Here is a 13,181-nt window from a genome sequence, read left to right on the forward strand (position 1 = left end):
CCGGTCGGTTATCCGGTCTGCCAGGTGGTCAGATCGGGAGTCTGTTGGGGAATTGGATGGCGAATGCGTTGAGTGCTTGGTGCCATCCGGCGGTGCCGGTTCCGAGTTCTCCGCCCCTGGTCGTTTCGATGTTGCGGATCCCCAGATAGACCAGTTTGATCGCGGCCTCGTCCGAGGGGAACGAACCTCTGGTTTTGGTGATTTTGCGCAGCTGGTAGTTGATCGATTCGATCTGGTTGGTGGTGTAGATGACCTTGCGGATCCCGGGGGTGAACGCCAGGAACGGCGTGAAGTCCTCCCACGCGTTCCGCCACGCCAGCACCGCACCGGGGGCCTTGGTGCCCCAGGCCTCGGCGAAGTGCTCCATGGCCAGCTGGGCTGCCTCCACGGTCGCTGCGGTGTAGATCGGGCGCATGTCCCTGGCCATCGTTTTACGGTCCTTGTAGGAGGCGTATTTCATGGCAGTGCGCAGCAGGTGGACCACGCAGGTCTGGACCACGGTTTCGGGGTAGACGCTGTTGACCGCGGTCGGCAATCCGGTCAGCCCGTCGCAGCACAGGATGAGGATGTCGCGGGTTCCGCGGTTGCGGATTTCGGTCAGGACGTTCGCCCAGAACTTCGCCCCCTCCGAGGCGCCGAGCCAGAGTCCCAGGACCTGCTTGCGGCCCTCCAAATCAACGCCCACGGCCACGTGGCAGGCCTTGTTGACCACGACGCCGCCGTCCCGGATCTTCAGCCAGATGGCGTCGATATAGACGATCGGGTAGACCTCCTCCAAGGGCCGGGACTGCCAGTGGGTGATCTCGTCGGCGATGACGTCGGTGACGCGGGAGATCGTCGCGGCCGAGACGCGCGATCCGTAGATCTCCTCCAGATGGGAACCGATATCGCGGGTGCTCATCCCTCGGGCGTAGAGGGACAGGACCATGTCCTCGACCTTGCCCAGCCGGCGGGCTCCCTTGGGGACGATGACCGGCTCGAAGGAGCTGTTCCGGTCCCGCGGCACGGTGATCTGCAAGGGGCCCTGCAGGGTCTGCACGCTCTTGGTGGTTTTTCCGTTGCGGGAGTTGCCCGTCCCGGCTCCGGCGGGGTCCCCGGACTCGTAGCCGAGGTGGTCGCTGAGCTCGGTCTCCAAAGACCGTTCCAGGACCGCCTTGGTCATCCGGGACAGCAGCTCCTCGACCCCGTGCCGGCCCTCACCGAGGTCCTCGGCGGCGCTCACCAATGCGTCGATCTGATCGGCGCTCAAAACGCCATCCAACGGATTCTCAATCATGGTGTTCTTGGCCAAAACGGCCCGTCCTTTCACAGGGTAAAACCTCAGGTCACACCCCAGTTAGAGACCGGACCCTTACACAGACAATGAAACACCCTCGGCCGTTCCCGGGATCGGTCGGGAGGCCGCCCGGGACCTGGCCCGCGCCCGCGAGGACGTGCGCTCGGATCTGATGCGCGCACGGCACCGGCTTTCGAAGCTGCTCCTGCGCCACGGCATCGCCTATTCCGGCGGCCAGGCCTGGACCGGTGTCCACCACACCTGGCTGCACCAACAGCACTTCGCCGACCGGAACCTGCAGGCCGCCTACGAAACCTGCCTGGAAACCGTCGAGCTCACCCTGGACCGGAGGGACCGGCTCGATGCCCGGATCACGGCCCTGGCCGAGACCGAGCCCTACGCCGAGGTCGTTCACGCGTTGATGTGTCTGCGCGGCATCAGCGTGCTCACCGCGTTCGGGCTCACCGTCGAGGTCGGGGACTGGACCCGTTTCAACGGCAAGACGATCGGCGCCTACCTCGGGCTCGTGCCCTCGGAACATTCATCCGGGGCCGCCCGGTCCCAGGGCTCGATCACCAAGACGGGCAACACCCACGCCCGCCGGCTCCTGGTCGAGGCGGCCTGGCACCATCGGCGGAACTACCAGCCCTCCCGGGAAATGCGGGCACGCTGGGACAAGGCCGACGAGGCGTCCCGTGCCCGCGGGCACCAGGGCAACCACCGGCTGCACCGCCAGTGGGAGAACTTCGAGGCCCGCCACAAACGCCGTGTGATCGCCAACGTCGCGGTCGCACGGGAACTGGCCGGATGGTGCTGGTCCCTGGCCGCGCCCGTGCAGCAGGAGCACCCATGGCCAGCTGAGTGAAAGAACGTCCCGACGCCCACCGGTGCCCGAGCGGCTCGGCAGCGTGGAGGAAACCCGCGACACACCTATGGGCAACCGGTCGCTGACCGGCGACGCCCGACATTGCTAGACCAGCGGTCACCCTCCAGCCGAACACCTCGTCCTGCGGTACCCAACCCGCGCATATCAGTCTGACAGCGCCGTCGAACACGACGCGCCGGCCCCGGCCACCACCGGACAGCGGGAACGAAAAGAGCGGTCCACGACACCCAGCCGCGGACCGCTCACCTCTGCCTCTTGACAGCACGTACCTACATATCAGTGGGAGAACTTCGAGGCCCGCCACAAACGCCGTGTGATCGCCAACGTCGCGGTCGCACGGGAACTGGCCGGATGGTGCTGGTCCCTGGCCGCGCCCGTGCAGCAGGAGCACCCATGGCCAGCTGAGTGAAAGAACGTCCCGACGCCCACCGGTGCCCGAGCGGCTCGGCAGCGTGGAGGAAACCCGCGACACACCTATGGGCAACCGGTCGCTGACCGGCGACGCCCGACATTGCTAGACCAGCGGTCACCCTCCAGCCGAACACCTCGTCCTGCGGTACCCAACCCGCGCATATCAGTCTGACAGCGCCGTCGAACACGACGCGCCGGGCCCGGCCACCACCGGACAGCGGGAACGAAAAGAGCGGTCCACGACACCCAGCTGCGGACCGCTCACCTCTGCCTCTTGACAGCACGTACCTACATATCAGGTGTATTGACCACTGAGGTTGGGTACGCGGGACGCTGGTGGAAGTCCTCGTAGCGAAGTGTGGCCTCGGTGGTGATTGTAGTGGTGTTGCCAGGCTTCGAAAGCGGCAACGCGTTCGGTCTCCGAGGTGTAGGTGCGGGCGTAGGCCCATTCCTCGAGCATGGTGCGGTTGTAGCGTTCGACCTTGCCGTTGGTTTGGGGCCGGTAGGGACGGGTGCGCTTGTGCTTGATGTCCGGGCCCAGGGCGTCCCGGAAGGCGTGGGACCGGTAGCAGGATCCGTTGTCGGTCAGCACGCGCCGCACCTCGACGCCGCAGCTGTTGAAGTGGGCGTTGGCCCTTTCCCAGAACGCGGCAGCCGTCTCCTTTTTCTCGTCGCCGAGGATCTCGGTGTACGCCAGGCGGGAGTGGTCATCGACCGCGTTGTGCAGGTACGCGTAGCCGGGCCTGCGGTTGGCCGCGGTGCCGGTCTTGTTCCGCCGGCCCGCGGCCTTGCCCAGGGCCTTGTGGCCGCCGCCGTCGGGGATCCGGCCCAGCTTCTTGATGTCGACGTGGACCAGGTCCCCGGGGCGTTCGTGCTCGTAGCGGCGGATGTTCCGGCCCGTGGCGCGGTCCTGCCACTTCAGTTTGGAAAGCCCGTGGCGGGAGAGGACCTTGTGCACCGTCGAGGGATGCATCCCCAGTCGGTACCCGATGCGTGCCGGACCCCAGCGTCGGTTCGCGCGCATGGCGATGATCCTGCGCTCGCGGCGGACCGGGGTCCGGTGTCGGCAGCTCTCGGGCCGGCTGGAACGGTCGTCCATGCCCTCGGCGCCGAGCTCGCGGTAGCGACCTGCCCACCGGGCGGCGGTGGTGGCCGAGACCTGGAAGCGCTCTGCGGCCCGCCGCAGGGGCCAACCGTCCTCGACGATGGCTTGGGCCAGGGACAAGCGCCCCCTCGGCGCGAGACGTGCGTTAGCGTGGACCATGGAAGACCTCCTGTGGTGAGACGGACTCTGAATAAGCCCACACTCACCCGGAGGTCTTCCTTGTTTCAATCACCCACGCCGAGCGTTACCAACGTTCGTGGTCAATACAGCTAGGCAAGTGAAAAACCACGGGCGTGACCGGCACCCCCGCCGGCCGTGCCTGCTATCGTGTCTGGACCGGTTTCCGGGCCGGATGTTCCCTTGCGAGCGGAAAATAAGCGAGTTCTGAAGCGAATGTGAGCGACGTTACAAGGATGTAACAAAAAACCCTTACGGCGGCCTGCTTTCTGGACTACTTTCTAGTAATCAGGAAACCCTGAGACATGCATCACAGAGCCCATCACGCTCTTTGCCGAGGAGAAGACCCATATGACTGCATCCAACGATGCCCGCTTTGCCCGCGGTGCCAAGTTCTTGGCTGCCGGCGCGGCGATCGCGTTGATGGCCACCGCCTGTGGTGGCGGCGCATCCACCAGCGACACGTCCGAGGAGTCGGACGCTGCGCTCAAGATAGGTTCCCTGTTGCCCACCACGGGCGCTCTGGCCTTCCTCGGCCCCCCGGAAATCGCCGGCGTGAACCTGGCCATCAAGGAAATCAACGAGGCGGGCGGGGTCAACGACAAGGACGTCGAGGTGATCCACCGCGACTCGGGAGACACCACGACCAACATCGCGACGCAGTCCACCACCGACATGCTGGGCCAGGGCGTGTCCGCCATTATCGGGGCCGCATCCTCCGGTGTCTCCAAGACGGTCATCAACCAGATCACCGGCGCAGGCGTCATCCACTTCTCGCCCGCCAACACTTCGCCGGACTTCACGGACTGGGACGACGACAACCTTTATTGGCGCACCGCCCCGTCGGATGTCATGCAGGGCAAGATCCTCGGCAACTTCATGGTGAGCCAGGGCGCGGCCAACGTCGGCATGATCGTGCTCAACGACGCGTACGGCACCGGTCTGGCGACCAACATCAAGGAATCGGTGGAGGGCGCGGGCGGCACCATCGTCGCCGAGTCGATGTTCAACGAGGGCGACTCGCAGTTCTCCTCGCAGGTGGACGACGTCGTCGCGGCAAACCCCGACGCGATTGCGATCATCTCCTTCGACCAGTCGAAGTCGATCGTCCCGCTGCTCGTCCAGAAGGGCATCACGCCGGACCAGATGTACTTCGTCGACGGAAACCTCTCCGACTACTCGAAGGACTTCGACAAGGGAACGCTGGAGGGCGCCTACGGCACCCAGCCCGGTTCCTTCGCCAAGGACGACTTCAAGGAGCGCCTGGCCGAGATCGACGACTCGCTCGAGGTCTGGAACTACGCGGGCGAGTCCTACGACGCGACGAACCTGGTGGCCCTTGCCGCCGTGGCCGCCGGATCCACCGACGGCAAGGCCATCGCGGAGAAGCTGCAGGAAGTCTCGGTCGAAGGCGAAAAGTGCAACGACTTCGCGTCCTGCAAGACGCTGCTCGACGCCGGAACCGACATCGACTACGACGGCATCTCCGGTCCGATCAGCTTCTCCGAGAAGGGTGACGTCTCGGAGGGCATCATGGGTATCTACCAGTACGACGAGAACAACGTTCCGCAGCCGTCGAAGGAAGAGGCCGGAGCGGTCTAACGCACGAACACCCGCACCATCCGGAGGGCCCGCCGCAGGGGGAAAGCGGCGGGCCCTCCGCGTTGGCGGCTGACACGCAAACCGCTCAGGTGCCCCCACGGGAACGGCCGCCGCACCCCAAGGGAGTGCGGCGGCCACGTTCGTTGCGGAGGGCTTCGGACGGCTACTTGTCGCCGTTCGCCACCTTGTCCGCGAGGTCGCCCAGATAGAGTTCGATGACCTTCGGATCCTTCATGAGGTCCCGCCCAGTGCCCGTGTAGGCGTCCTTGCCCTGGTCCAGGACGTAGGCGCGATCGCAGATCTGCAGGCAGCGACGCGCGTTCTGCTCGACCATGATGACGCTGACCCCGGCGCGGTTGATCTCGTGAACCCTCAGGAACGTCTCGTCCTGCTTGACGGGGGAGAGCCCCGCCGACGGCTCGTCGAGCAACAACACCGCCGGATCCATCATCAGCGCGCGACCCATTGCCACCATCTGACGCTCTCCACCGGAAAGCGATCCGGCGCGCTGGGCGCGGCGTTTGCCCAGTTCGGGGAAGAGCGACGCGACAAAGTCGAATCGCTCGGAGAAGTCCTTCGGGCGCTGGTACATGCCCATTTGGAGGTTCTCCTCGATGGTCAGCGTCTGGAACACGTTGTTGGTCTGCGGAACGAATCCGATGCCGCGGGCCACGAGGCGGTTGGCCTTGAGCCCCGTCAGATCCTGCCCCCGAACCACGACGGATCCGGAATGGACCTTGACGAGTCCGAACATGGCCTTCAGGAGCGTCGACTTTCCGGCCCCGTTGGGTCCGATGATGCCGATCAACTCGCCCTGGCGGGCCTCGATGCTGCACCCGTTGAGGATGTTCACCCCCGGCAGGTAGCCCGCGACCAGGTCCGTCACGGTCACGACCGCGTCGGCGTCCTGGGAGCGCGCGGCCTCCGAGTTGCCCTGGTGCCTGGTCATCGCTTGCCCTCCGTGGAATCGTCCTGCGTGTCGTCCGTTCGTCCTTCGGGGGCGGCGGATCGCCCGCCGGGGGAGGCATCCGAGCCGGCGGGGCCGGCGAGGATTCCGGCATCCTGGGTGCCGACCACCGACTCCTCGTCGGCCGCGAGCTGTTCCTCCAGCACCTCGGCACCGTGCTCCGAACCCAGATCGACGTCGTGGTGCGCGCCGAGATAGGCGTCGATGACGGCCTTGTCCTGCATGACTTCGGCGGGCGGACCCTCCGCGACGACGCGTCCCTCCGCCATGACGACGACCCAGTCCGCGATGTGGCGGACCACGTGCATGTCGTGTTCCACAAACAGCACGGTCATTCCTTCGCCCTTGAGGTTCTTGATGTGGTCTAGCAGGGACTGGGTCAGAGCCGGGTTGACGCCGGCCATGGGCTCGTCCAACATGACCAGCCGTGGGTTGGTCATCAGGGAACGGGCCATCTCCAGGAGTTTGCGCTGTCCGCCCGAGAGGGAGGCCGCGTAGTCGGCCCGCTTCGTGTCCAGCTTGAACTTCGCCAGCAGCCCGTCGGCCGTCGTCGTGATCTCCTTTTCCCGGTTCCGCCACAGGCCCGCGAACAGGGCCTTGGCCAGGCTCTCGCCCGGTTGCCGGTCCGCGCCGAGGCGCATGTTCTCGATGACGGTGAGCTTGCCCATGACCTTGGTCAGCTGGAACGTGCGGACCATGCCCATGCGCGCCACCTTGTGCGGGGCGACGCCGGCGAGCTTGCGGCCGTCGAACTCCCAGTCGCCGCTGTTCGGGACGTCGAAGCCGGTCAACAGGTTGAAGAGCGTCGTCTTGCCCGCGCCGTTCGGGCCGATCAGTGCGGTGATCTTGTGCCGGGGGATCTCCAGGTAGTCGACGTCGACGGCCTTGAGCGCCCCGAACGAGCGCGTGACGTTCCGGGCGACCAGGATGGGGTCGCGCTTGGCGCACCCGGGGCCGGCCGGGCCGGTGGCGATGGGCCGGCTGTCGGTCATGTGGTTCTCGTCGGTGAGGGTTGCGCCGTGGTCCCGGGGGGATTCGGCCGGTTGTGCGGCGTGGCTCATGCGAATGCCAGCTCCTTCTTGTTGCCGAGGATTCCCTGCGGACGGAAGACCATTAGTGCCATCAGCGCCACGCCCACGAGGATGTAGCGCAACTGCCCGGCTTGGGCGGCGCTCAGGAACGTGATGACGCCCGCCTGGATCAGACCCAGCAGGATGCCCTGCGTCAGCGAGAGCACGACCCAGAAGATCATTGCACCGATCACGGATCCGAAGACCGTGGCCATGCCGCCGAGCAGCAGGGCCGTCCAGAGGAAGAACGTCAGCTCCGTGCCGTAGTTGGCCGGTTGTACGGCCCCGGTCGGCAGCGTGAAGATGATGCCCGCCAGCGAGCCGAAGATGCCGCCGATGATCAGCGCCTGCATCTTGTAGACGAACACGTTCTTGCCCAGGGAGCGAACGGCGTCCTCGTCCTCGCGGATGCCCTTGAGGACGCGTCCCCACGGGCTGCGCATCAGCAGCATGACAATGCCGGCACACAGGAGCACAACCGTCCATGCCACCAGTGTGATCCACAGGCTGCGATCGTTGAAGCGCAGGGGGCCGAGATTGTAGGATCCGGCCGTGAACGGACTCATCGCGTAGAACGTCCGCTCGAAGGACGCGAGGCCGTTGGCGGATCCCGTGACCCTGGTGAGGGAGTTGGTCGTCACCACATAGCGGACGATCTCCGCCGCCGCGATGGTCACGATGGCAAGGTAGTCCGCCCGGAGCCGGAGCGTGGGTATGCCGAGCAGCAGGGCGAAGACCACCGAGCAGCCGATGGCCGCGAGCACCGCGACGAAGAGCGGCGCGTCGAAGGTCAGCGTGGAGATGGCGAAGCCGTAGGCGCCCACGGCCATGAAGCCGGCCTGGCCGAAGTTCAGCAGGCCGCCGTAGCCGAAGTGCACGGCGAGTCCGAGCGCGCCAAGTGCGTAGGCGGCCGTTTGCGGGCTGACGATCTCGCCGAGGGCGTTTCCGAAGATGGTTGCGAAGTCCATGGTTTTCTCCTAGCCCACTCGCTCTTTGCGGCCCAGGATGCCCTGGGGCCGAAAGAGGAGGACGGCGATCATAACGAATAGTGCCCCGACGTATTTGAGGTCGGCTTCGAGCCAGATCGTGGAGATCTCCACCATGAGACCCACCAGGACGGACCCGATCAGGGCCCCGAAGACGGTGCCTAGCCCGCCGAGGGTGACACCCGCGAAGATCAGGAGGAGGATCTGCTGGCCCATGTTGAAGGACACCCCGGGACGGTAGTACGCCCACAGGATGCCGCCCAGCGCGGCGAGCATGCCACCGACCACCCACACCATGCGGATCACGGCATCGACGTCGATGCCCGACGCGGAGGCAAGCGCCGGGTTGTCCGCGACGGCACGCGTGGCCTTGCCCCAGCGGGTCTTCAGGAGCAGCAGGCCGAGGACGGTGATGACCACCAGCGAGATGACCAGAGAAGTCAGGTTGTTCCGCGTGATGCCCACCGTGCCGAACTCGATGATCGGGCTCTGCGCACCGGGGAGCTGCCGCGTGGATCCGCCGAAGAAAAATTGGATGATGTAGCGGACGGCCAACGCGAGGCCGATGCTGACGATCATCATCGGCACCAGGGCGGACCCACGGCGCCGGAGGGGGCGCCAGAGTCCCCAGTCCTGGACGTACCCGAAGGCGCCGCCGGCGACGACCGCGAGGATCATCGCGAGCCACACCGGCATGCCGGTCGTGCTGAGCGCGAACGCGACGACGGCGCCGAACGTCACCATCTCGCCGTGCGCGAAGTTGGTGAGCCCGGTGGTGCCGAAAATGAGGGACAGGCCGACGGCGGCGAGGGCCAGCAGGAGGCCGAAGCTCAGTCCCGCCAACGCCCGTTCCGCGAGCGTGTCCACGAAGCTCACCTGCGTGGCCGCGGCCGCCTCGCCGACCTGGAAGATCACGCCAACGTTCGACGTCGTTCCGAACTCCACCGTGCGGGGGTTCTGCTGGCCTTCGCCCAGCGGGGCGTCGTCGGGCAAAGTGCCGATGTCGAGTTCCACCTGGTAGGTGGACTTCTCGGGGACGACGATTTCCCAGCGTCCGTTGTCGTCCGTGACGGCTTCGCCACTAAAGCCGGTGCCTGTGGCGGTTATGCGGACCCCCTCCAACGGTTCCGGGCCGTTGCGCAGGGTTCCGCGGATGGCGAGCTCTTGTTCGGATGCCTGCGCCGCAACCATCTGCGGGGTCGCCGTCGATGGTTGGGCGTGGACCGCGGTCGCGGTGGCGAACAAAGATGCCAGCAGCGCCAGCATCAGTGCGCCAAGGAAACCCCAGCGGGTCAGGCGTCGGGAGTGAATCACGTGGTGGACCTCCGGTGTGGGGGCGTCCCCGCCTGTGGGCGGGAATGAGCGGTGCGGCGATGAGCCTGTGACCTGTGTCACTAGTACCGCTTATCGTAGCGCCGCTATGTTTCCTGCCAGTCAAGTCAATGTTCCCTGAGAGGTCGCAATACGATAACGACTGTCAATTCTTGACAACCGGCCAGGGATCGGGCCGCCGCGCGGGGTTCTGTGCCGTGCGACTCGGGTTCCCTTGGGGGAAAATTTCGCCCTGCGGACAATCCGGGGATAGATCGGCGGCTGTTGCGCGTTGTAACAGTAGGCTTGTCATCAACAACCATTTGAGGAGAATCAATGGCACTCGGGGGAAATCCGGTCTTCAACTCGAAGTCCTTCCGCTCACAGACCAATCCGCAGGCTTCCATGGGAGGCATGGCCACGGCGCAGCAGTCGCAGGCCACCATGAACGCCCAGCAGCTTGAGGACCTGTACAGCCAGCGTTCGGCCGGCCCCGCCGACACCGGACGCATGACGTACAACGACGTCGTGACCAAGACGCTGATGTCCTTCGGACTGCTGGTCGTCGGCGCCCTCGTCGGCTGGCAGCTCCCCGGACTCATGCTCCCGGCGGTGCTGATCGGGCTGGTGCTGGGCCTCGTCAACAGCTTCAAGAAGGAGCCCTCGCCGGCGCTGATCCTGCTATACGCGGGAGTCGAGGGCGTCTTCATCGGCGGGCTGTCCGGCGTCCTGGAGTCACTGTATCCGGGGATCGCTATCCAGGCCGTCGCGGCGACGTTGAGCGTTTTCGCCGTCACGCTGGTGCTGTACCGCTCGGGCAAGTACCGCGCCACCCCCAAGATGACGAAGATGTTCATGATCGCCATGGTCGGGTACCTGGTGTTTTCGCTCGTGAACCTCGGCATGATGATGTTCGGGGTCACCGACAGCATGTTCGGGATGCGCACCGGTTGGTTCGGTCTGGCGATCGGCGCACTGGCCGTCCTGATGGCCACCTACGCACTGGTCCTCGACTTCACGTCGATTGAGGCGGGCGTCCGCAACGGCGCGCCCGAGAAGTACTCCTGGACCGCCGCGTTCGGCCTGACCGTGACCATGGTCTGGCTCTACGTGGAGATCCTGCGGATCATCGCGATCATCAGGGAAATGACCCAGTAGCCACCCGGCTCACGGCGAACCAACGATGGCGGCACCCGAACGGGTGCCGCCATCGTCACCTATTCCGCCGGCGGCACGCAATGGCGCTAACGTAAGTCCATGACCGAGCAAGAACGGGAGGCCCCCGGACAGGCCGCCACGGGCCGCCAGTGGACGATCCGCAACGGGCCCGCCGAGGCCACGGTCACCGAACTCGCCGCCTCGTTGCGTTCCTACCGAAGGCACGGCCTGGATCTGGTGGAGCCGTACGCGGCCGACGAGCTTCCGCCGTCGGGCTCCGGAATCCTTTTGGCGCCCTGGGCCAACCGGATCCGCGACGGCCGGTGGACACTGGACGGCAAGGTCCAGCAACTCGACATCACCGAACCGTCCCGCGGCAACGCGTCGCACGGACTGCTGCGCAACACCGGGTATGCGCCGGTGTCCGTCGAGCCCGCGTCCGTGACGCTGCGGGGGGAGATCTTTCCGCAGCACGGCTTCCCCTTCCGCATGACGCACACGGCGAAGTATGCCCTCGACGACGACGGACACCTGGCGGTAAGTCAGGAGCTCCTGAACCACGGAGCCGGTTCGGCGCCCGCCGCCATCGGCGCGCATCCCTACCTGCGGATCGGCCACGTACCCATCGGGGACCTGGTGCTCACGGTGAACGGAGACCGCAGGCTGGTCACCGACGGGAAACTTATTCCGACGTCGGAGGAGGGCGTCACCGGCGACGCCGATTTCCGCCGCGGACGCCGCCTCGACGAAGTGCGCGTCGACGTGGCCCTCACCGGGCTGGTGCCGGACGCCGACGGCCCGTACCGGCACGTCCTCGAGGCCCCCGATGGCCGCAAGGTGGCACTGTGGGCCGATGCCACATTCCCCTACGCGCAGATCTTCGTGACGGAGACCTACCGCGGCCGGCCGCTCGCGGTCGCCGTGGAGCCCATGTCCGCGCCGGCCGACGCCTACAACAGCGGAAACGGCCTCGTCCGCTTGGCCGCCGGCGAAAGCCTGTCCGGCACCTGGGGCATCCAATCATGGCTGTGACGCCACCGCTGCCGCGGCGGGCGCCGGACGAGGACGTCCCGTACGGCGTGCGCATCGCCGCCGCCTGGTCGTGGAGGATGATCGCCATCATCCTCGCCGCGGGCATCGTCGTCTGGCTGTTGTCCCATGTGTCGCTCCTCGTCATCCCGGTAATGGTCGCGGCGCTGTTGTCCGGGCTCCTTTCGCCGATCGTGTCCTTTCAGCGGCGGCACGGGCTGCCCAACGGCGTCGCCACGGCGCTGACCGTCGTCGGCTTCCTCGCCGTCGTCGTCGGATCGCTCTCCGTCGTGGGGCGCACCCTCGCGCGCGGCTTCGCGTCCCTCTGGGACCAGGCCCTCACCGGACTCTCGCAGATCCAAGGATGGCTCGCCACGGGTCCCTTGCAGATCTCCAACGAGGAACTCGACGGCTACATCGAGAACGCGTTGCGCGAACTGCAGGACAACAGCGCGTCCATCGTGACCGGCGCGCTGTCCTGGGGCAGCAGCCTCGGGCACCTCGCGGCGGGTTTCCTGCTGGCCGTCTTCGCCCTGGTGTTCTTCCTGCTCGAGGGCGGCCGGATCTGGCGATTCCTCGTCGGCCTGATGCCCAGGCAGGCCCAGACCGCAACCGGCGGTGCCGGACGCCTCGGCTGGCGGACACTGGTCAACTACGTCCGCGTCCAGCTCTTTGTCGCCTTCGTGGACGCCGTGGGCATCGGCCTCGGCGCGCTGATCCTGGGGGTGCCATTGGCCTTGCCCCTCGGCGTACTGGTCTTCATCGGATCCTTCATCCCTATTCTCGGTGCGCTGGTGACCGGCGCGCTGGCCGTGCTGTTGGCGCTCGTGGCCAACGGGTGGGTCAACGCGCTGATCATGCTGGCGGTCGTCCTGATCGTGCAGCAGGCCGAGTCGCACATCCTGCAGCCACTGGTGATGGGCAAGGCGGTCAGCCTGCATCCGCTGGCGGTGGTCCTCGCCGTCGCGGGCGGCTCGATGATCGCGGGCATCGCCGGCGCCCTGTTCGCGGTTCCCGTGATGGCCGTCTTGAGCACGATGGTGCGCTATATCGCCGGTCGCGGTTGGGACGCCGACGGTCCCGCCGCGAATCCGCCGCCGCCTGCCGGACAGGCCCCGGCGGACACGGACGGCGAGGGGCCGCCGCGCGCGGGGCCGTTCGTCCCAGGCACGGTAGGCACCCCATGAACAACGACCCCTCGAG

The 13,181-nt window shown here is 66.4% G+C and carries 11 protein-coding genes; 5 read left to right on the forward strand and 6 right to left on the reverse strand.

Annotated elements, in window-relative coordinates; translation table 11 throughout:
• Positions 1 to 28 precede the first annotated feature (28 nt).
• Entirely contained in the window at positions 29 to 1,276 is a 1,248-nt protein-coding gene (locus AC0QSG_RS00380) for an IS256 family transposase (protein WP_475375259.1), read from the reverse strand.
• Between the two features lie 136 nt (positions 1,277 to 1,412).
• Here AC0QSG_RS00380 and AC0QSG_RS00385 point away from each other — a divergent pair, with 136 nt between their 5' ends.
• Positions 1,413 to 2,141 (forward strand): transposase, encoded by a 729-nt coding sequence (locus AC0QSG_RS00385; RefSeq protein WP_475377345.1) that lies wholly within the window; start codon positions 1,413 to 1,415, stop codon positions 2,139 to 2,141.
• A gap of 727 nt (positions 2,142 to 2,868) precedes the next feature.
• Here AC0QSG_RS00385 and AC0QSG_RS00390 read toward each other — a convergent pair.
• A complete protein-coding gene (locus tag AC0QSG_RS00390) occupies positions 2,869 to 3,837 on the reverse strand; it encodes an IS481 family transposase (protein ID WP_475376277.1) in 969 nt (322 codons plus the stop codon).
• A 369-nt stretch (positions 3,838 to 4,206) separates the two neighbouring features.
• Between AC0QSG_RS00390 and AC0QSG_RS00395 the strand changes: the two genes are divergently transcribed.
• Positions 4,207 to 5,457: an ABC transporter substrate-binding protein gene (locus AC0QSG_RS00395; RefSeq protein ID WP_475376278.1), complete on the forward strand. Its 1,251-nt coding sequence runs from the start codon at positions 4,207 to 4,209 to the stop codon at positions 5,455 to 5,457.
• 163 nt (positions 5,458 to 5,620) lie between these two features.
• Here AC0QSG_RS00395 and AC0QSG_RS00400 read toward each other — a convergent pair whose 3' ends face one another.
• From AC0QSG_RS00400 to AC0QSG_RS00415, 4 genes are all read right to left on the reverse strand, one after another.
• Positions 5,621 to 6,406 (reverse strand): ABC transporter ATP-binding protein, encoded by a 786-nt coding sequence (locus AC0QSG_RS00400; RefSeq protein ID WP_475376279.1) that lies wholly within the window; start codon positions 6,404 to 6,406, stop codon positions 5,621 to 5,623.
• Positions 6,403 to 7,416 (reverse strand): ABC transporter ATP-binding protein, encoded by a 1,014-nt coding sequence (locus AC0QSG_RS00405; RefSeq protein ID WP_475377346.1) that lies wholly within the window; start codon positions 7,414 to 7,416, stop codon positions 6,403 to 6,405. Before AC0QSG_RS00405 ends, AC0QSG_RS00400 begins: the two co-directional genes overlap by 4 nt.
• Before the next feature lie 65 nt (positions 7,417 to 7,481).
• Positions 7,482 to 8,462 (reverse strand): branched-chain amino acid ABC transporter permease, encoded by a 981-nt coding sequence (locus tag AC0QSG_RS00410; protein WP_475376280.1) that lies wholly within the window; start codon positions 8,460 to 8,462, stop codon positions 7,482 to 7,484.
• A gap of 9 nt (positions 8,463 to 8,471) precedes the next feature.
• Positions 8,472 to 9,746 carry a branched-chain amino acid ABC transporter permease gene (locus tag AC0QSG_RS00415; RefSeq protein WP_475377347.1) on the reverse strand — a complete coding sequence of 425 codons (1,275 nt, stop codon included), beginning with the start codon at positions 9,744 to 9,746 and terminating at the stop codon, positions 8,472 to 8,474.
• 381 nt (positions 9,747 to 10,127) lie between these two features.
• Here AC0QSG_RS00415 and AC0QSG_RS00420 point away from each other — a divergent pair, with 381 nt between their 5' ends.
• The 3 genes from AC0QSG_RS00420 to AC0QSG_RS00430 all read left to right on the forward strand — a co-directional run bounded on the left by AC0QSG_RS00420 (position 10,128) and on the right by AC0QSG_RS00430 (position 13,165).
• Positions 10,128 to 10,949 (forward strand): Bax inhibitor-1/YccA family protein, encoded by an 822-nt coding sequence (locus tag AC0QSG_RS00420; protein WP_435727555.1) that lies wholly within the window; start codon positions 10,128 to 10,130, stop codon positions 10,947 to 10,949.
• A 99-nt stretch (positions 10,950 to 11,048) separates the two neighbouring features.
• Positions 11,049 to 11,981, forward strand: a complete 933-nt coding sequence (locus AC0QSG_RS00425; protein WP_475376281.1) for an aldose 1-epimerase family protein — start codon at positions 11,049 to 11,051, stop codon at positions 11,979 to 11,981.
• A complete protein-coding gene (locus AC0QSG_RS00430; RefSeq protein ID WP_475376282.1) occupies positions 11,972 to 13,165 on the forward strand; it encodes an AI-2E family transporter in 1,194 nt (397 codons plus the stop codon). Before AC0QSG_RS00425 ends, AC0QSG_RS00430 begins: the two co-directional genes overlap by 10 nt.
• Positions 13,166 to 13,181: the final 16 nt, after the last annotated feature.

It is taken from the genome of Arthrobacter sp. LT660 (genome assembly GCF_056172845.1).